This is a genomic window from Mesorhizobium sp. PUT5, from assembly GCF_052216645.1.
In the GTDB taxonomy this organism is placed as follows: Bacteria; Pseudomonadota; Alphaproteobacteria; order Rhizobiales; family Rhizobiaceae; genus Mesorhizobium.
The window spans coordinates 68,244-86,482 of record NZ_JBQOSO010000003.1 but is presented as its reverse complement, the minus strand read 5'-3'; the positions used below and the strand labels follow the sequence as shown (position 1 = coordinate 86,482).

The window sequence follows — 18,239 nt, the reverse complement described above, 5'->3', positions numbered from 1 at the left end:
ATCCCTTTCCCTGCGCGCCCGCCGGTCCCGGTGGGTGCCGCAGGAGTTCCAGCAGCAAAGGGTGCGGCGAAAGCCGCGCCCTTTGCTTTTGCGCGCCGCGCCGGGCGCCTGCTTGAGCATTGCGATCCCGTCGCCCCCGCCTTTGTTGATTCCGCTCCCCATCGCAGCTAGCGTCCGCGCATGCATTCGGACATCGTCGATCTTCGATCCTTCTATGCCAGCCCGCTCGGCAAGCTGGCGGAGCGTTCGATCGCCATGGCGCTGTCGTCGATCTGGGCCAGCGTGCCCAACGAGCGGCTGGTGGGGCTGGGCTACACACTGCCCTGGCTGGAACGGTTCGGGGCCGACGCGGAGCGGGTCTTCGCCTTCATGCCGGCCACGCAGGGCGCGGTGGTGTGGCCGGCGACCGGACCTGCGGCGACGGCCCTGGTCTTCGACGAGGAACTGCCTCTCGTCGATTCCTCCATCGACCGCATCCTCCTGGTGCATTCGCTCGAGCATGCCGAAAACCCGCGCGAGACGCTGAACGAGATCTGGCGGGTGCTGTCGCCGGCCGGCCGCGTCATCGTCGTGGTGCCGAACCGGCGCGGCGTGTGGGCCCGTTTCGAGAACACGCCCTTCGGCACCGGGCGGCCCTATTCGCGCGCGCAGCTCGCCGAACTGCTGCGCGAGGCCAACTTCACGCCGGCCGCCTGGTCCGACGCGCTGCATTTTCCGCCCACCGACAGCCGCCTGCTCATGCGCTTCCACTCCGTGCTGGAGCGTGCGGGCCGGCGCCTGTGGCCGATCTTCTCGGGCGTCGTGGCGGTGGAGGCGCAGAAGCGGCTCTACCAGGGCATACCGGCCGTGCAGCGTGCCTCGCGCCGCGTCTTCGTGCCGGTGCTGGCGCCGCAGGGCGCGGCCGGGCTGCGCCGCACCACGCGCGCGGAGCCGGAGACGCAAGGGCGATGAACGAGCCACCCGCTGCCGCCGAGATCCAGGCCAGCAGCCTTCGCGACCAGCTTGCCACCATGCGCGAGGCGCTGGCGGGCTCGCCGCTGCGCCGGGTGCTTTTGTGGCTTACGGCCGGCATCTGCGCCGTCGTGGTGGCCACGGCGGCGGGCCAGCTCATGCTCAACCGCTGGAACCAGCCCTTCTACGACGCGCTGCAGCGGCGCGACCTGCCGGAATTCCTGCACCAGCTCGTGGTCTTTTCTGGCATCGCCGGCGGGCTGCTGGCCCTCAACATCGGCCAGCAATGGCTGAACCAGCGCTTCCGGCTGCGCCTGCGCGAGGCGCTGACGCTCGACCTGATCGACCAGTGGATGCAGCCGGGCCGTGCCTTCCGGGTGGCGCATGCGGGCGCCATCGGGGTCAACCCCGACCAGCGCATGCAGCAGGACGCGGCACACCTGTCGGACCTGTGCACCGACCTCGGCGTCGGCCTGCTGCAATCCTTCATCCTGCTGGTGTCCTTCGTCGGGGTGCTGTGGCAGCTCTCCTCGGGCTTCGTGTTCCATGTCGGCGGCCATTCGATCGCCATTCCCGGCTACATGGTGTGGGCGGCGATCCTCTATGCCGGCACCGCCTCCTGGCTGAGCTGGCTGGTGGGGCGGCCGCTGATCGGGCTCAACAGCGAACGCTACGCGCGCGAGGCGGAGCTGCGCTTTTCCATGGTGCGGGTCAACGAGCATGTCGACGCCATCGCCCTCGCCCGCGGCGAGACGGGCGAAAGGCGCCGGCTGGAAGCCGACCTCGGCTCGCTGCTTTCGGCGATGCTGCGCATCTATACCGCCCAGATCAACCTGGCCTGGGTGACCGACACCTATGGCTGGATCACCGTCGTGGCGCCCATCCTGGTCGCGTCCCCGGTCTATTTCGCCGGCGACATCTCCTTCGGCGGGCTGATGATGGCGGTCGGCGCCTTCAACCAGGTGCACACGTCGCTGCGCTGGTTCATCGACAATATCGGCTCGATCGCCGACTGGCGCGCCACGCTGATGCGGGTCGCCGATTTCCGCCTGGCGCTGGACGAGGCCGACAGGCTGCACGGCCAGGAGCAGCGCATCGCCTTCGTCGAGAACGCCGACGGGCGCATGACCTTCGACGCGCTGGAGATCGTCTCGCCGGCGGGGTGCACCACGCTGTCCGAGCCGCATGCCGCCATCGCGCCAGGCGAGCACGTGCTGATCACCGGCGATCCCGGCACGGGCAAGACCCTGTTCTTCCGCGCCGTCGCCGGCCTGTGGCCCTGGGGCAGCGGGCGCATCGGCCTGCCTGCCGGCACGGCGCCCGTCTTCGTGCCGCGCACGCCCTATTTCGCGCCGGGCACCCTGCGCGAGGTGCTGGGCGACCCCGACGGCGACGGCAGGAAGCCGGACGACGACGTGCTGAAGGGCGTGCTTGCAGAGGTCGGGCTGGACCATCTTTCCTCCTCGCTCGACCGCAACGCGCGCTGGGAGCACGAACTGAGCGATGACGAGCAGCGCCTGCTGGCCTTCGCCGCCGTGGTGCTTGCCAAGCCGCGCTGGGTGGTCATCGACGAGGCGCTGGACACGTTCGACGGCGCCACCGCCAAGCGCGTGCTGGCGCTGTTGGGCAAGCACCTGCCCGAGGCGGCGGTCGTCAATATCGGGCGCGGCCAGCACAATTACGAGTTCTTCCCGCGCGCCCTGTGCATCGAGAAGGGCACGCCCGGCAAGGCGCTCAGGCCGCCGCGCATCCGCGCCGGCGCCATCGAGCCGCCGCCGCGGGCGCAACGCCGGGCCTGATCCGCCGCCCGCGCAGCCGGCCCGGTTTTTCCGGAGCGTGGTCTTGCCCGAAAAGTCCGCAACCTTTCGGGACCATGCTCTACGAAGCCAGCCGGAGGTCCCTGCCGACCTCTTCCAGATCGTAGGGCGTGGTCTGGTAGACCTGGTTGATCCAGTTGCCGAAGAGCAGATGGGCGTGCGAGCGCCAGCGGTTCAGCGGCTTTCGCGACGGATCGTCGTCGGGATAATAGCCGTGCGGCACCTCGATCGCCGTTCCGGCGGCCACGTCGCGGTCGTATTCCTCCTTGAGCGAGGTGGAATCATATTCGATGTGGTTGAACATATAGAGCCGGTTGCCGGTCGCTTCGGCCAGCAGGCAGGGGCCGGTCACGTCCGATTCCATGAGCAGGTCGAGGCCGGCGTCGCCGGGAATGTCGGCTTTGCGCACCTCCGTCCAGCGCGAGACGGGAATGGCGAAATCGTCGGAAAAGCCGGCGAGATAGGGCGAGGCGGGCGCATTGTTGCGGTGGCGGAACACGCCGAAGGCCTTCTTGTCCAGCGTGTATTTCGGGACCTGGTGGAAATGCCGGGCGGCCGCCATCGCTCCCCAGCAGATGTAGAACGAGGAGTGGACGTTGGTGGCCGTCCAGTCGAGGATGCGCGTCAGCTCCTCCCAGTAGGTCACCTCCTCATACGGCAGCAGTTCGATGGGCGCCCCGGTGACGATGAAGCCGTCGAACCTGCGATCCTTCACCTCCTCCCATGTCTGGTAGAAGGTGATGAGATGCTCTTCCGGCGTGTTCTTGGCCTTGTGGTTGCCGATGCGCACCAGCGTCAGCTCGACCTGCAGCGGCGTGGCGCCGATCAGCCGCGCGAACTGGGTTTCGGTGCGAATCTTGTTCGGCATGAGGTTGAGGAGCCCGATCTGCAGCGGACGGATGTCCTGCCGCCGCGCCGTCCGCTCGTCCATCACGGACACGCCCTCGCGCACCAGCACTTCATGGGCGGGGAGTTGATCGGGGATCTTGATCGGCATGGTACAAGCTCCAAAAACAAAAAGACCGGCGGCGAAATCGCGGCCGGTCCCAACGGGCTCATCTCAATCGGCCTTTTTAGCGACTTCTTTTACGTGGCTGCAAGCCGACCGGCAAATCACCACGAACAGGTCCGTATCTATGCCTGCCGGGTGGCGGCGTCAATGGAAAGTCGCAAACGCCGCGCCCGGACGCCCTCGCCCCTCGACATCGCCGCCCGTGGCCTGTATTTCCCCAGCGGCTCCAGGCTCCAAGCTTCTCGACGGACCCTTCGACATGGAAAACACGACAGACCAGGCACGTCCTCGCCCGCGCGCGGGCATCATGGATATCGAGGCCTATGTGCCCGGCAAGAGCGCGGCGCCCGCCGGCGTCCGGCTCCACAAGCTGTCGTCCAACGAGAACCCGCTCGGCCCCTCGCCCAAGGCGGTCGAGGCCGCGCGCGAGGCGGCCGCGACGCTTGCGCTCTATCCGGACGGCACGGCCATGCGCCTGCGGCAGGCGATCGCCGACGCGCACGGGCTGAACGCGGCCAACATCGTCTGCTTCAACGGCTCGGACGAGGCGCTGGCGCTGCTGTCGCGCATCTATCTGGAGCCGGGCGACGAGGCCATCCACACCGAGCACGGCTTCCTCGCCTATCCGATCTACACGAAGGCGGCGGGCGCGACGCCCGTCGTGGCCAAAGAGCGGGACGAGCGCGTCGATGTCGACGCCATCCTGGCCGCCGTCACCGCGCGCACGAAGCTGGTCTTCCTCGCCAATCCGAACAACCCGACCGGCACCTACATCCCCTTCGAGGAGGTGCGGCGCCTGCATGCCGGCCTGCCGAGGAACGTGCTCCTGGTGCTGGACGCGGCCTATGCCGAATTCGTGCGCCGCAACGACTACGAGGCCGGCGTCGAACTGGTCGCGGCGAACCAGAACGTGGTGATGACCCGCACCTTCTCCAAGGTGCACGGCCTCGGCGGCGCACGCATCGGCTGGTGCTATGCGCCTGCCCATGTGGTGGAAGCGCTGGAGCGCGTGCGCGACCCCTTCAACGTCACGGCGACCGCAATCGAGGCCGGCGTGGCGGCGATGCGCGACCGCGCCCATGTCGAGGCGAGCCTCGCCCACAACGACACCTGGCTGCCCTGGCTGACCGAGGAGCTCGCCGCGCTCGGCCTCAGGGTCACGCCCAGCGTCTGCAATTTCATCCTCATTCACTTTCCGGACGACGGCAGGCATTCGGCGTCTGCGGCCGACGACTATCTCACCGCGCGGGGGTATATCCTGCGGCGCGTTGCAGGCTACGGTTTTCCCAACGCGCTGCGGATGACGGTCGGAACCGAAGAAGCCAATCGCGGCGTGGTCGCCGCACTCACCGAATTCCTGAAAAGCTGAAGAAATGTCCGAACCCATGTTTGAGAAAATCGCGCTGATCGGCATCGGCCTGATCGGCTCGTCGCTGGCGCGCGTCATCCGCCGCGAAACCCTTGCCCGCCATGTCGCCATCGCCACGCGCAGCGCCTCCACGCTGAAGCGCGCCGAGGAGCTGGGCCTGGGCGACAGCTACACGACCGATCTGAAGGAAGCCGTCAAGGACGCCGACCTCGTCGTCGTCTCGGTGCCGGTGGGCGCCTCGGGCGAGGTGGCCAGGGAGATCGCGCCAGCGCTGAAGACGGGCGCCATCCTCACCGATGTCGGCTCCACCAAGGCGTCGGTGATCGCGCAGATGTCGCCGCACGTGCCGCAGGGCGTGCACTTCATCCCCGGCCATCCCCTGGCCGGCACCGAGAAGTCCGGACCCGATTCCGGCTTCGCGGAGCTGTTCGAGAACCGCTGGTGCATCTTCACCCCGCTGGAGGAAACCGACCCGGCGGCGCTGGAGCGGCTCGCCGAATTCTGGCGGCGCTGCGGCGCCAATATCGACACGATGGACCCGGCCCACCACGACATGACGCTGGCGATCGTCTCCCACCTGCCGCACATCATCGCCTACAACATCGTCGGCACGGCCGACGACCTGCAGACGGTGACCAAGTCCGAGGTCATCAAATACTCGGCCTCCGGTTTTCGCGACTTCACGCGCCTGGCGGCGTCCGACCCCACCATGTGGCGCGATGTCTGCCTGCACAACAAGGACGCGATCCTGGAGATGCTGGCGCGCTTCTCGGAAGACCTCGCCTCGCTGCAGCGGGCGATCCGCTGGGGCGACGGCGACAAGCTGTTCGACCTGTTCACCCGCACGCGCGCGGTGCGCCGCTCGATCATCGAGGCCGGCCAGGACATCGACGCGCCCGACTTCGGCCGCCAGGCGGTGGAGCATCCGCAAAAGCCGCGTTGAGGCCGGTCCCGCCCGGTACTGGGCTCGATCCGAAAGATAAAACCCTGCCGGTTCTTGGTTAACCGGCAGGGTTAAACGCCCTTTAACCTTTGCAATTCATTATCCACCCCGAAAACGGGTGAAATCCGGCGCCCGCGCGTGGAGGCCGGCCCCGCAAACCAGGGGTAGAAGCATGCTCAGTCTTGCAAGGAACGTGGCACTTGCCGGCATGGTCGCGGGGCTCGCGTTCCCGGCGCTGGCGGCCGATATGTACGAGCCGCCGGTCGAAATGGCTCCGGCCGCGCCGGTCTATCAAGAAGCCGAGTTCGGCGGCTGGTACATCCGCGGCGACGTCGATTACCACAAGTCCAACTGGCGCGGGGCCGACTACATCACCTACGGCCCGCCGCCCGGCAGCAACAGCTTCAGTTCGGGCAAGCTGCGCGGCGCCTTCTCGCTCGGCGCCGGCGTCGGCTATCAGGTCACCCGGCACTTCCGCACCGACGTGACGGGCGACTACTGGTTCAAGTCGAAATTCGAGGGCCACACCACCGGCACCTGCGGTTCGGGCGAGCCGTGCACGTCCAACGACGCGTCCAACTTCTCCGCCTTCCTGCTGCTGGCCAACGCCTATGCGGATCTCGGCACCTGGCACGGCATCACGCCTTATGTCGGCGCCGGCATCGGCGGGGCGCATGTCAAGTGGGACAAGCTGGTCAACGACGACGGCGACGGCAGCTTCGAACATGACGGCGCCAAGGGCTGGCGCTTCGCCTACGCGCTGATGGCGGGCGCCTCCTATTGCCTGACCGACCGCGCCAAGCTGGACCTCGGCTACCGCTTCAGCCACATCAAGGGCGGGCGCATGTTCGAATACACCAATGGCGGCGGGCCGGGCTTCGACAAGGGCTTCAACAACCACGAGGTGCGCGCCGGCCTGCGCTACCAGTTCGGCAATTCCGACTGCACGCCGGCGCAGGCCGTGGCCTACGAGCCGCCGCCGGAGCCGCTCTACACCAAGTAGGACCTTCGCCACCAAGTAGGACCTTCGCCGGACCGAAAGGGTTCCGGCCCGACATCGAAACCGCCCGCCGATTTCCGGCCGGGCGGTTTTTTCGCTTCGCGCGGGCGGCGCGCCGTTTGCGCCGGCGCGGCCGCTGCCCTACATCGGGGTGGTTTGCCCCTCACAGCCGAAGCGAAAGTCCCCCAATGTCCTCGTCCAAGCCCGTCGACCTCCCCGCCCATCCGCTCACCGCCTGGACCGGGCGGCTCGGCCTGCCCGACTTCACCCGCATCGGCGACGGCGATTTCGGACCGGTCTTCGATGCCGCGCTCGAGGCGCATGAGCGCGAGATCGCCGCGATCGCGGACGATGCGGCGGCGCCGACGATCGAAAACACCCTGGCCGCGCTGGAGCTTTCGGGCGATGCGCTGGACCGGGTCTCCTCCATCTTCTGGTGCCGGGCCGGCGCCCACACCAACGAGGCGATCCAGGCGATGGAGCGCGAGGTGTCGCCGAAGATGTCCCGCCATTTCTCCGCGATCTCGATGAACGAGAAGCTGTTTTCCCGCATCGACGACCTCTACCGGCGGCGCGACGCGCTCGGGCTCGACCCCGAGACGCTGCGCGTGCTGGAAAGGACCTGGAAGCGTTTCGTCCGCTCCGGCGCGAAGCTGGACGCGGCGGGCAAGGAGCGGCTCGCCGCCATCAACGAGGAACTTTCGTCGCTGGGCACGAAATTCGGCCAGAACGTGCTGGCCGACGAAGCGGAATGGGCGCTGTTCCTGGATGCGGCCGATCTTGCCGGCCTGCCGGATTTCCTGAAGAGCGCAATGGCCGAGGCGGCCGAGATGCGCGGCCAGAAGGGTCGCTATGCGGTGACGCTGTCGCGCTCCATCTACGAGCCCTTCGCCACCTTTTCGGAGCGGCGCGACCTGCGCGAGACGGCTTTCCGCGCCTTCACCATGCGCGGCCAGAACGGCGGCGCCCACGACAACGGCGCCGTGGTGCGCGACCTGCTGAAGCTGCGCGCGGAAAAGGCCGGGTTGCTGGGCTACGGCTCCTATGCCGCGCTGAAGCTGGACGACACCATGGCCAAGACGCCGGAGGCGGTGCACGGCCTGCTCGATCCCGTCTGGGCGAAGGCGCTGGAAAAGGCGTCCGCCGACCAGGCCGAGCTGGAGCAACTGGCGGCGCGGGCCGGCAGCAACGACAAGTTCGCCGCCTGGGACTGGCGCTTCTACCAGGAGAAGCTGCGCGCCGAAAAATTCGCCTTCGACGAGGCCGAACTGAAGCCCTATCTCCAGCTCGACCGCGTCATCGAGGCCTGCTTCGACGTGGCCACGCGCCTGTTCGGCATCACGCTGGAGGAGAAGAAGGGCATTGCCGCCTGGCATCCGGACGTGCGCGCCTTCGTGGTGAAGAATGCCGACGGCTCCGAGCGCGGCCTGTTCCTGGCCGATTATTTCGCGCGGCCTTCTAAGCGCTCGGGCGCGTGGATGAGCGCGCTGCGCTCCGGCTACCGCCTGGGCGGGGGCTCGCGGCCGGTCATCTACAACGTTATGAATTTCGCCAAGCCGCCGGCCGGGGAGGCAGCGCTTCTGTCGGTGGACGAGGCCAGGACCCTGTTCCACGAATTCGGCCATGCGCTGCACGGCATGCTCACCGAGGTCACCTGGCCCTCCGTTTCGGGAACCTCGGTCAGCCGCGATTTCGTAGAGCTGCCCTCGCAGCTCTACGAGCATTGGCTGACGGTGCCGCAGGTGCTGGAAAAGCACGCCCTGCACCATGAAAGCGGCCGGCCCATGCCGAAGGCGCTGCTGGACAAGATGCTGGCCGCGCGCAATTTCGACGCCGGCTTTGCCACGGTCGAGTTCACCGCCTCGGCGCTGGTCGACATGGCCTATCATGCCCGGCCGGACGCACCGGACGAACCTCTTCGTTTCGAGGCCGAAACGCTGGGCAGGCTGCATATGCCGGATACGATCGCCATGCGGCACCGCACCCCGCATTTCGGCCACATCTTCGCCGGCGACGGCTATTCCGCCGGCTATTATTCCTACATGTGGTCGGAGGTGCTGGACGCCGACGCCTTCTCCGCCTTCGAGGAGACGAGTGATCCCTTCGACCCGGCGCTGGCCCGGCGGCTGAGGGACAATATCTATGCGGCCGGCGGATCGAGGGACCCGGAAGAGCTCTACAAGGCCTTCCGCGGCAAGATGCCGTCGCCGGAGGCGATGATGGTCAAGCGCGGGCTGGCGTAGGAATCTCTGCCCGCATCTGCATGGCTTCACATCCCCATGGGCGAAAGGCAGGCTGGCTATTTCGCCAGGCTGGCCTGGATCAGCAGGTCGGCGTTGCGGGCCACCGATTGCGCCGGACCGCCGGCGCCGAAGAGCTGGCCGGAAATATAGGCGCCCTCGATCAGCAGTAGCAGCCCGTCGCCCAGCGTGTCGGGGTCGGCCGCTCCCATCCCGGCCGCCATGGCGCGCAGGCGCCGGCGCAGCTCGCGCTTGTTGTCCTCGCTCACCACCCGCGCCGGATGGCCTTCTTGCGGATATTCCACCACCGCGTTGGTCATGCCGCAGCCGCGATAGCCCGGCATCTGGGTGCGCTTGCCCACACGGGTCAGGAAGGCGATGATCTGCGCGCGCGGATCGTCCGGATGGGCGGCGACAGCCTCGTCGAAGCGGCCCCAGAACTCGCGGTCGTAGTGGCGAAGGTAGGACGCCGCCAATTCGTCCTTCGACGGGAAGGACCGGTAGAGGCTGGGCTTGGTCACGCCGGCGCGCCGGACGATCTCGTCCACGCCGATGGCGCGGATACCCTGCCGGTAGAACAGTTCGCGCGCCACGCCGAGGATCTTTTCGGCCGCGCGCGGCCGGGTCGCATCATCATGCGTGATCCTGGCATCAATATTTTTGGCGCTCGGCATTCCGGCACTCGCTTGACAATGTTACCGATCGGTACCTAATAGGCGCACGACAACGTACCGGTCAGTAACATGATAGTCCAATCCCGCCCGTTTGGCCAGCGCTACGCCTTCGTCGTGGTCGCCGTCATCTTCCTTGCGCTGCTTGCGGCGGCCGGCCTGCGGTCCGCGCCCTCGGTGATGATGGTGCCGCTGGAGGAAAGCTTCGGCTGGCGCCGCGACGTCATCTCGCTGGCGGCGGCCATCGGCATCTTCCTCTACGGGCTGGCCGGGCCGTTCGCGGCGGCGCTGATGGAGCGCATCGGTTTGCGGCGCACGCTGCTCGCTGCCCTTGCCCTGATGTCGGGCTCGACGCTGGCCAGCCTCGCCATGACCGCCCCATGGCAATTGATCGCCACCTGGGGCGTCTTGTCCGGCATCGGGTCGGGCGCGGTGGCGACGGTGCTGGGCGCGACGATCGTCAACCGCTGGTTCAAGACCAATCGCGGGCTGGTGATGGGACTGATGTCGGCCTCCAGCGCCACCGGCATGCTGATCTTCCTGCCGGTGATGGCCTCGCTGGCCCAGTCCGGCGGCTGGCGCCCGGTGGCCATGGCGGTGGCCGTCGCCATCGCCTTGCTGATACCGCTGGTGTGGCTGCTGGTGCCGGAGCGGCCGGCCTCCATCGGCCAGTTGCGCTACGGGGCCGAACCGGGCGACGTGCCGCCTTCGTCGCCGGCTTCGCAGGGCAATTTCATCGCCCACACGCTGGGCACGCTGCGCCGCGCCGCCGGCACGCGCACCTTCTGGTACCTGTTCGCCACCTTCTTCGTCTGCGGCTTCACCACCAACGGGCTGGTCGGCACGCATCTGATCGCCTTCTGCGGCGACATGGGCATTCCAGAAGTGCAGGCCGCCGGCCTGCTGGCCATGATGGGCGTTTTCGACCTGATCGGCACCACGCTTTCGGGCTGGCTGACCGACCGCTTCGACCCGCGCAAGCTGCTCGGCTTCTACTATGCGGTGCGCGGCCTGTCGCTGATGTACCTGCCCTATTCCGGCTTCTCCGCCACCAGCCTGACCATCTTCGCCGTGCTCTACGGGCTGGACTGGATCGCCACGGTGCCGCCGACGCTGCGGCTGACCAACGAGGCCTTCGGCGACCGCAGCGGGCCGATCGTGTTCGGCTGGATCGTGGCCGGCCATCAGGTGGGCGCCGCGGCGGCGGCCTTCTTCGGCGGCGTGCTGCGCCAGATGCAGGGCGACTATGCCACCGCCTTCCTCATCGCCGGCATGACCGGCATCATCGCGGCCTGCATCTCGCTGCTGATCGACACCAGCCGCCCGGCCCTGGAGCCGGAGGCCCAGGCCGCCTGAGCCATCGGTTTTCAGGCAAGCTCGCCGATCGACGACAGCAGCCTGTCGATCTGCTCTGGCGTGTGCTGCGAAAACACCGCCAGCCGCAGCGTCGGCACGTCCGGCGCGTCGGAATAGCCGGAGGCGGCCGTGACCTTGACGACGATGTCGCGCGCATCGAGTTCCGCCCGCAGCCGGTCGAAATCGACATCGCCGCGCACGGAGACGATCGGAACCGGCGTTTCCACGATGTCGAAGCCCAGCCTGCGCAGGCCGGCGCGCATGTGGCTGACGTTGCGCCGAAGGTCGGCGAACATCTGCGGCGTCGTTTCCAGGATGCGCATGGCCGCGATCGCCGCGGCGGCGGCGGCCGGCGGCGGCGGCGAGGCGCCGCGCAGGATCATGGCGTTGTCGTTGATCTTCTGCGCAAGGGCGGCGCTGCCGGGAACGATGCCCCCAAGCGCCCCCAGCGCCTTGCTGAGCGTGCCGGCCATGTAGTTTCCCGCGCGCTCCAGCCCGGCATGCTGCAGCGAGCCGCGCCCGCTTTCGCCCAGCACGCCGACGCCGTGCGAATCGTCGATGCACAGGATCGCCCCCTCATAGGGCTCCATGGCCTTGCGGTATTCGGCGAGCGGCGCCAGGCCCCCGGTGGACGGGAAGACGCCGTCGCTCACCACCGCCGCCCGCTTGCCCGGCGCGACATGGCGCGCCAGTTCCTCGGCGAGGCTGGCCGGGTCGAGGTGGCGGAAGCGATGGACCGGCTTTTCCAGCGTGGCGATCGCGTCGCGGGCGGCATAGTGGGTGGCGGCGTCGACGACGATCAGGTCGAAATCGTCCTGCAGGCCCTGCAGCATCGCCATCGGGCTGGTGTAGCCCGAGATCATCGTCACCACCTGCTCGGCGTCGAACCAGCGGCAGAGCCGCTCCTGCAGCTCGTCATAGACCCGCATGCGGGCCAGCGTGCCGGAGCCGAGCCCGAATTCGCGCGTGGCCGCGCAGGCGGCCTCGATCACTTCCGGATGGCCGTGCAGGCAGAAGTAGCTGGTGCCGCAGAAATAGTCGACCTCGCGGCCGTCGATCCGCATGCGCGCGCCGAGCGGCGTTTCCATGGAGACAAGTGTCGTCATCTTGAGGTTGCTCCGTCAGCCCTTGGTCGCCGCTGGCCCATATCCGTCCACGCCGGAAGCGCGCCCGCGCGGTGGCAGCGCACCAGATGGCCGCCGCCCTCATCCTGCCATGTGGCCAGCGCCTGCGGCCTTTCGCAGCCCTCGGCGCGATAGGCGCAGCGCTCGCGGAAGAAGCAGCCTTGCGGCAGGTGGATGTTGCTGGGCAGGTCGGCCGCCGCGGGGGCGGCGATCGGCGCTTCGGCGTTCAGCTTCGGCACCGCCCCGATCAGGGTGCGCGTATAGGGATGGCGGGGATGGTCGAGCACCTGCGCGGCCGTTCCAAGCTCGACGATCTGGCCCAGATACATCACCGCCACGCGGTCGGCGATGTGCCGCACCACGGCGACGTTGTGCGAGATGAAGAGATAGGTGAGGCCGAGCCGCTGCTGCAGCTCCATGAGGATGTTGAGCACCTGCGCCTGCACCGACACGTCGAGCGCCGAGGTCGGCTCGTCCAGCACCACCAGCTTGGGATGCAGCGCCAGGGCGCGGGCGATGGCGATGCGCTGGCGCTGGCCGCCGGAGAATTCGTGCGGATAGCGCCCGATCTGCTCGGCCCTGAGCCCCACCTGCCGCATCAGCTCCTCGGCGCGCGCCTTGAGCTTGCGCGTGGAGCGCTCGCCGGCGACATAGAGCGGCTCGGAGATCAGGCGCCAGACCGTCATGCGCGGATCGAGCGAGGATTGCGGGTCCTGGAAGACGACCTGGAAGTTGCGCCGCACGGTGCGCAGCCCGGCCGCGTCGAGCGAGGCGAGATCGACGCCGTCGAAGCTGATGCGCCCGGCGCTCGGCTGTTGCAGCGCCATGACCACCTCGGCCAGCGTCGATTTCCCGCAGCCCGATTCGCCGACGATGCCGAGCGTCTCGCCGGCGCGGATGTCCAGGTCGACGCCGTTGAGGGCGTGGACGACAGCCTTGGGCCGGCCGAGCCAGGAGCGGCCGAGCGGAAAGCCGACCTCGACATTTTCCAGCCGCACCAGCGCCTCGCCGGCGGCCGGGCCGGCCGGTGCGCGAGCCGGCGGGACAGGCGCTTGCGCACCGGCCCGCGGCAGCGCCGCGATCTCTCCGGCAAACCAGCAAGCGGCGCGGTGGCCGCCCGCTCCGGCCTCGACGAAGGGCGGGGTCTCGACGCAGCGCTCCTGCGCGTGCGCGCAACGCCAGCGGAACGCGCAGCCGCTGATGGCGCCCAGAAGCGTCGGCACCGTGCCGGGAATGGCGGCCAGCGGCTGCTTCGGCTCGGCGAGTTCGGGCAGCGAGCGCAGCAGCGCCTGCGTGTAGGGGTGCAGCGGCCCGGCCAGAAGGTCGGCGGTGCGCCCCTCCTCCACCACGCGCCCGGCATACATGACATAGACGCGGTCGCAGAGCTGCCGCACCACCGCCAGGTCGTGGGTGATGAACAGCACCGCAGTGCCGCGCGCCCGCGCCCGCTCGCGGATCAGCGCCAGCACCTGCGCCTGCACGGTCACGTCGAGCGCCGTCGTCGGCTCGTCGCAGATCAGCACGGACGGGTTGCAGGAGAAGGCCATGGCGATCAGCACGCGCTGGCGCATGCCGCCAGACAGCTCGAACGGGTAGTTGCGCATCACCCGCGCGGCGTCGGGAACCTGCATTTCGGCAAGCAGCGCCTGGGCGCGCCTTCGCGCCTCCTCGCGGCCGACCCCTTCGTGCCGGCGGATGACCTCGGTGATCTGCCGGCCGATGCGGATCGTCGGGTTGAGGGCCGACATCGGCTCCTGGAAGATCATCGAGGCTTCCTTGCCGCGCACGTCTTCGAGCGCGCGCTCGCCGATGGCCAGCATGTCGTGGCCGAGCAGGGTCAGCCTGCCGCCGGTGAAGCGCGCCACGCCCTTCGGCAGCAGCCGGATCACGGACATGGCGGTCACCGACTTGCCCGAGCCGGACTCGCCCACCAGCCCGACGATCTCTCCGGGGCGGACATCGAGCGTGACGCCGGAGAGCGCGCGCACGTCGCCGTGAAAGGTCGGGAAGACCAGGCTGAGGTCGTCGATCGAGACGACGCTGCGGTTTTCGGCCTGCATCAGCGTCCCCTCAATCGCGGGTCGAACATGTCGCGCAGGCCGTCGCCGAGCAGGTTGAAGCCCACCGCCGTCACCAGGATCGCGAGGCCGGGGAAGGTCGGATACCACCACTGGTCCAGCAGATAGTCGCGGCCGGTGGCGACCATGGCGCCCCATTCGGCGGTCGGCTGCTGGGCGCCGAGGCCGATGAAGCTCAGCGCGGAAGCCGTCAGGATGGCCAGGCCGATGTCCAGCGTCGCCTGCACGATGATGGGCGCCATGGCGTTGGGCATGATGTGGCGGCGCACGATCTGCACGCGGGGCGCGCCGAAGCTCATGGCCGCCTTCACATAGGGCCGCGAGCGCAGGCTGAGCGCCTGGCCGCGCGCCAGCCGCACGTAGAAGGGAATGCGCACCACGGCGATCGCCAGCATGGCGTTGATGAGGTTGGGGCCGAGCGCCGCCGCCAGCGCCATGGCCATGACGAAGGACGGGAACGAAAGCACCACGTCCATGATGCGCATGATCGCCGTGTTGACGCGGCCGCCCACCAGGCCCGAGAAGGCGCCGATGACGGTGCCGAAGCCCATGGATATGGCCACGATCGCCAGGCCGACGGTGACGGAGGTGCGCGCGCCCCACAGGACGCGCGAGAAGATGTCGCGCCCGACCTCGTCGGTGCCGAAGAAATGCGCGAGGCTCGGCGGCGCCAGGCGGTGGAGCAGGTCGAGCCGGTCCGGATCGTAGGGCGCGATCCAGGGCGCCGTGGCCATGACGAAGGCGACGATCACGATGATGGCCAGGCCCGCCAGGGTGAGCGGGCTGCGGCGGAGCTGGTACCAGAGATGGCTGCCGCCGAAATCGCCCTGCGGCGGCGCCTCTTCGGCCTCGACGCGCCCGAGGCTCATCAGTTGACCTCCCTGATCTGCGGATCGAGCCACATATAGACGAGGTCGACCGCCAGGTTGAGAAGGACATAGGCGGTCGAGGCCACGACGGTGAAGCCCATGATGGCCGGGAAATCCAGCGCGGTGATAGACTGGACGACGTAGTTGCCCATGCCCGGCCAGGCAAAGACCGTTTCGGTGAGCACGGCGCCGTAGAGCAGGTCGCCGAAGGCCAGGCCGATCATGGTCACCGACGGGATCAGCGCATTCCGCAGCGCGTGGCCGAACAGCACCGACCGCCGCGAAAGGCCGCTTGCCCGGGCGGTGCGCACATAGTCCTCCTGCAGCACCTCCAGCATGGCCGACCTTATCTGCCTTGTGACGATGCCGAGATGGACGAAGCCCAGCGTCAACGCCGGAAGGAGCAGATGCTGCAGAGCGCTGCGCAGGGCCGTCCAGTCGAGGGCGAGCAGCGCATCGACCGTGTAGAGCCCGGTGATCGTGGGCGGCGGGGCGATCCCGCTGGCGAGGCGCCCCGAGCCGGGCAGGATGCCGAGGCGGCCGTAGAAGATATAGATGAGCAGCAGGCCGAGCCAGAAGGCGGGCGTGGAGATGCCGGTGACCGAGATGGTGCGCGAGATCTGGTCGATCCACCTGTCCTTGGCGACGGCCGAGACGACGCCCAGCGGAATGCCGGCGGCGACGGCGAAGAGGAGGGCCGCGAGCGCCAGCTCGATGGTCGCCGGGAAGAAGCGCTTGATGTCGTCGATGACCGGCCGCTGGGTGCGGATCGAGATGCCGAAATCGCCCTGGGCGATCTGGCCGATATAGGTGAGATATTGCCTCCACAGCGGCTGGTCGAGGCCGAGCTGGCGGCGCATGTTCTCCACGATCTCGTTCGTGGCCCGGTCGCCCGCCATCATGCGCGCGGGGTCGCCGGGGATCATGTGCGAGATGACGAAGGTGACGACCGTCACCCCGAACACCACGAAAACGAGGAAGATCAGGCGCCGCCTGACGATGCTGACGAAGGACACCTGTCGCTTACCTTGCAACTGCCGCCGCCCGCCGCTGCCGCGGCGAAGCGGGGCTCATGGACGGCGGGACCCCCTCCGTCGCGCCGGGTCACGGCGCTTTCGACATGTCGGCGAAGTTGAAGATCTGCACCAGCATGGGGTTGTAGACGTAGCCCTTCACGTCGTCGCGCATGGCGAACTGGTAGTTGCGCTGGAACAGGAGGATATAGGGCGCCTCCTCCACGACGATCTTCTGCGCTTCCTGGTAGAGCGTCTCGCGCTGTTTCTGGTCGGTTTCGCTCGCCGCCTTGCGGATCAGTTCGTCGACCTTGGGGTTGGAGTAGAACGCCCTGTCGCCCGGCAGGCCCTTCAGGTTGGAGTCGAACCAGAAATTCATGAACATGTAGGGATCGCCGTAGTCGGGCGACCAGTTGCCGGCGGCGATGTCGAAGTCGCCCGTGTTGAGCTTGTCGCGCATCGTCGGATAGGCGAAGTCCTGCAGCTTCACCTTGACGCCGATATCGGCGAGGTTCTGCTGCAGCACCAGGCCGATCTGCTCCCAGGCCGGGTCGGTCTTGGCATAGAGATAGTTCAGCGACAGGTCCGAGACGCCGGCTTCCTTGAGCAGGTCCTTGGCCTTTGCCGGGTCGTAGGAATACTGCATGGCATTGTCGTCATGCCCCCACAGGCCCTTCGGGATGGGTCCGCGCATCTGTTCGGCCTGGCCGAGCATGATGCCGTCGATGATGCCCTTGTAGTCGATGGCGTAGGACAGCGCCTGCCGCACCTTGACGTTGTCGAGCGGCGGCTTCTCGTTGTTCAGATAGAGATAGGTGACATAGAGGCTGGGCTCGTCGACGACCTTGATGCCCTCCTTGCCCTTCAGCGCGTTGAGCTGGTCGATCGGAATGTCCTCGGCGATGTTGACGTCGCCGCGCTCGAGCTGCAGCCGGCGGGCCGAAGCCTCCTTGATGATCTTGATGTCGATTTCCTTGAGCGCCAGCTTGCTGCCGGTCCAGTGCGGATTGGGCTCCATGACAAGGCGCTGGCCCTTTTCCCAGCTCTTCACCTGGTAGGGGCCCGAGCCCATCGTGTGGTCGGCGAGATAGCCCTGCGCCAGGTCGTCGCCGGAGGCCTTGTCCATGACGGCCGGGTTCACGATGCTGCCGCCGCTGGTGGCCAGCGTCGACAGGAAGGGCGCGAACGGCTCCTTCAGCGTGAACTTCACGGTCTTCGGATCGACGACGTCCACCGCCTCGATCGCCTCGAACGAGCCGAACGGCCCCTTGGCGATCTTGATCATGCGGTCGAAGCTGAACTTCACGGCTTCGGCATCGACCGGCTTGCCGTCGGCGAAGGTGTGGCCGTCGCCGAGCGTGAAGGTCCAGGTCTTCATGTCGGGGCTGTTGGTCCAGGAGGTCGCGACTTCCGGGGCGATGTCGGTCGAGCCGCCGTCGAAGCGCACCAGCCGCTCATAGGCCGGATAGCTGGCGGTCCAACTGTTGTTGGTGACGGTGACGGCCGGGTCGATATTGTCCGGATCGCCGGATTTGCCGATCACCAGCACCGCGTCGTCGGCCGCGGCGGCCGGCAACGGAACCGCCATCGCGAAGACGGCCGACATAAGCAGGCCGCCCAATACGGCCGCCCGGTTCCAACGTGTTTCCATTGTCCGTTCCCCGATTTCCGCTTGTGGTTGGCCGCGCGCCCGGCGGCGGCCCCATAGTTTCCCGGGAAGGCAACGCGTGTCAATCCTGCCGGCCCATCGGAAGCGCGCTCGACAAGCGGCTTGCCCCGCGCCGGGGAATCTGATT

At 68.0% G+C, this 18,239-nt stretch carries 14 protein-coding genes and 1 riboswitch; of the genes, 7 read left to right on the top strand and 7 right to left on the bottom strand.

Features of this window, described 5'->3' with window-relative positions:
• The first annotated feature begins 180 nt into the window (after positions 1 to 180).
• Together ACTDI4_RS02050 and ACTDI4_RS02045 are read left to right on the top strand one after the other, a co-directional pair.
• Positions 181 to 951, top strand: coding sequence for a class I SAM-dependent methyltransferase (locus ACTDI4_RS02050; protein ID WP_442839563.1), 771 nt, complete (start codon positions 181 to 183; stop codon positions 949 to 951).
• Positions 948 to 2,750: an ABC transporter ATP-binding protein/permease gene (locus ACTDI4_RS02045; RefSeq protein ID WP_442839562.1), complete on the top strand. Its 1,803-nt coding sequence runs from the start codon at positions 948 to 950 to the stop codon at positions 2,748 to 2,750. The genes ACTDI4_RS02050 and ACTDI4_RS02045 overlap by 4 nt, the downstream gene beginning before the upstream one ends.
• A gap of 79 nt (positions 2,751 to 2,829) precedes the next feature.
• Here the strand turns inward: ACTDI4_RS02045 and metA are convergent, their stop codons facing one another.
• Entirely contained in the window at positions 2,830 to 3,765 is a 936-nt protein-coding gene (metA, locus tag ACTDI4_RS02040) for a homoserine O-acetyltransferase MetA (protein ID WP_442839561.1), read from the bottom strand.
• Positions 3,766 to 3,820: 55 nt separating this feature from the next.
• Positions 3,821 to 3,898: riboswitch (SAM riboswitch) on the bottom strand.
• Positions 3,899 to 4,039: 141 nt separating this feature from the next.
• On the opposite strand from metA, the gene hisC reads away from it, so the two are divergent.
• The 4 genes from hisC (at position 4,040) to ACTDI4_RS02020 (ending at position 9,335) form a co-directional block, all read left to right on the top strand.
• Positions 4,040 to 5,149: a histidinol-phosphate transaminase gene (gene hisC, locus ACTDI4_RS02035; protein WP_442839560.1), complete on the top strand. Its 1,110-nt coding sequence runs from the start codon at positions 4,040 to 4,042 to the stop codon at positions 5,147 to 5,149.
• A gap of 4 nt (positions 5,150 to 5,153) precedes the next feature.
• Positions 5,154 to 6,092 carry a prephenate/arogenate dehydrogenase family protein gene (locus ACTDI4_RS02030; RefSeq protein ID WP_442839559.1) on the top strand — a complete coding sequence of 313 codons (939 nt, stop codon included), beginning with the start codon at positions 5,154 to 5,156 and terminating at the stop codon, positions 6,090 to 6,092.
• Between the two features lie 172 nt (positions 6,093 to 6,264).
• Positions 6,265 to 7,095 carry an outer membrane protein gene (locus ACTDI4_RS02025; protein ID WP_442839558.1) on the top strand — a complete coding sequence of 277 codons (831 nt, stop codon included), beginning with the start codon at positions 6,265 to 6,267 and terminating at the stop codon, positions 7,093 to 7,095.
• Positions 7,096 to 7,280: 185 nt separating this feature from the next.
• Positions 7,281 to 9,335: a M3 family metallopeptidase gene (locus ACTDI4_RS02020; RefSeq protein ID WP_442839557.1), complete on the top strand. Its 2,055-nt coding sequence runs from the start codon at positions 7,281 to 7,283 to the stop codon at positions 9,333 to 9,335.
• A 56-nt stretch (positions 9,336 to 9,391) separates the two neighbouring features.
• Here the strand turns inward: ACTDI4_RS02020 and ACTDI4_RS02015 are convergent, their stop codons facing one another.
• On the bottom strand, positions 9,392 to 10,006 hold the full coding sequence (locus ACTDI4_RS02015) for a TetR/AcrR family transcriptional regulator (protein ID WP_442839556.1): 615 nt from the start codon (positions 10,004 to 10,006) through the stop codon (positions 9,392 to 9,394).
• A gap of 69 nt (positions 10,007 to 10,075) precedes the next feature.
• Between ACTDI4_RS02015 and ACTDI4_RS02010 the strand changes: the two genes are divergently transcribed.
• Entirely contained in the window at positions 10,076 to 11,359 is a 1,284-nt protein-coding gene (locus ACTDI4_RS02010; protein ID WP_442839555.1) for an MFS transporter, read from the top strand.
• Between the two features lie 11 nt (positions 11,360 to 11,370).
• Here ACTDI4_RS02010 and ACTDI4_RS02005 read toward each other — a convergent pair whose 3' ends face one another.
• From ACTDI4_RS02005 to ACTDI4_RS01985, 5 genes are all read right to left on the bottom strand, one after another.
• On the bottom strand, positions 11,371 to 12,465 hold the full coding sequence (locus tag ACTDI4_RS02005; protein WP_442839554.1) for an aminotransferase class I/II-fold pyridoxal phosphate-dependent enzyme: 1,095 nt from the start codon (positions 12,463 to 12,465) through the stop codon (positions 11,371 to 11,373).
• The gene (locus ACTDI4_RS02000; protein WP_442839553.1) at positions 12,462 to 14,543 is read right to left on the bottom strand and encodes a dipeptide ABC transporter ATP-binding protein; all 2,082 of its coding nucleotides are present in this window, start codon (positions 14,541 to 14,543) and stop codon (positions 12,462 to 12,464) included. The genes ACTDI4_RS02005 and ACTDI4_RS02000 overlap by 4 nt, the downstream gene beginning before the upstream one ends.
• Positions 14,543 to 15,430, bottom strand: a complete 888-nt coding sequence (gene ddpC, locus ACTDI4_RS01995; RefSeq protein ID WP_442839552.1) for a D,D-dipeptide ABC transporter permease — start codon at positions 15,428 to 15,430, stop codon at positions 14,543 to 14,545. Before ddpC ends, ACTDI4_RS02000 begins: the two co-directional genes overlap by 1 nt.
• The gene (locus ACTDI4_RS01990; protein WP_442839551.1) at positions 15,430 to 16,446 is read right to left on the bottom strand and encodes an ABC transporter permease; all 1,017 of its coding nucleotides are present in this window, start codon (positions 16,444 to 16,446) and stop codon (positions 15,430 to 15,432) included. Before ACTDI4_RS01990 ends, ddpC begins: the two co-directional genes overlap by 1 nt.
• 88 nt (positions 16,447 to 16,534) lie before the next feature.
• Positions 16,535 to 18,094 (bottom strand): ABC transporter substrate-binding protein, encoded by a 1,560-nt coding sequence (locus ACTDI4_RS01985; RefSeq protein ID WP_442839550.1) that lies wholly within the window; start codon positions 18,092 to 18,094, stop codon positions 16,535 to 16,537.
• Between the last annotated feature and the right edge of the window lie 145 nt (positions 18,095 to 18,239).

Coding starts and splice junctions, on each gene's coding strand:
- metA (WP_442839561.1), bottom strand. CDS start 3,765: ATGCCGATCAAGATCCCCGATCAACTCCCCGCCCATGAAGTGCTGGTG.
- ACTDI4_RS02020 (WP_442839557.1), top strand. CDS start 7,281: ATGTCCTCGTCCAAGCCCGTCGACCTCCCCGCCCATCCGCTCACCGCC.
- ACTDI4_RS02010 (WP_442839555.1), top strand. CDS start 10,076: ATGATAGTCCAATCCCGCCCGTTTGGCCAGCGCTACGCCTTCGTCGTG.
- ACTDI4_RS02025 (WP_442839558.1), top strand. CDS start 6,265: ATGCTCAGTCTTGCAAGGAACGTGGCACTTGCCGGCATGGTCGCGGGG.
- ACTDI4_RS02030 (WP_442839559.1), top strand. CDS start 5,154: ATGTCCGAACCCATGTTTGAGAAAATCGCGCTGATCGGCATCGGCCTG.
- ACTDI4_RS02050 (WP_442839563.1), top strand. CDS start 181: ATGCATTCGGACATCGTCGATCTTCGATCCTTCTATGCCAGCCCGCTC.
- ACTDI4_RS01985 (WP_442839550.1), bottom strand. CDS start 18,094: ATGGAAACACGTTGGAACCGGGCGGCCGTATTGGGCGGCCTGCTTATG.
- ACTDI4_RS02005 (WP_442839554.1), bottom strand. CDS start 12,465: ATGACGACACTTGTCTCCATGGAAACGCCGCTCGGCGCGCGCATGCGG.
- ACTDI4_RS02015 (WP_442839556.1), bottom strand. CDS start 10,006: ATGCCGAGCGCCAAAAATATTGATGCCAGGATCACGCATGATGATGCG.
- ACTDI4_RS02000 (WP_442839553.1), bottom strand. CDS start 14,543: ATGCAGGCCGAAAACCGCAGCGTCGTCTCGATCGACGACCTCAGCCTG.
- ddpC (WP_442839552.1), bottom strand. CDS start 15,430: ATGAGCCTCGGGCGCGTCGAGGCCGAAGAGGCGCCGCCGCAGGGCGAT.
- ACTDI4_RS02045 (WP_442839562.1), top strand. CDS start 948: ATGAACGAGCCACCCGCTGCCGCCGAGATCCAGGCCAGCAGCCTTCGC.
- hisC (WP_442839560.1), top strand. CDS start 4,040: ATGGAAAACACGACAGACCAGGCACGTCCTCGCCCGCGCGCGGGCATC.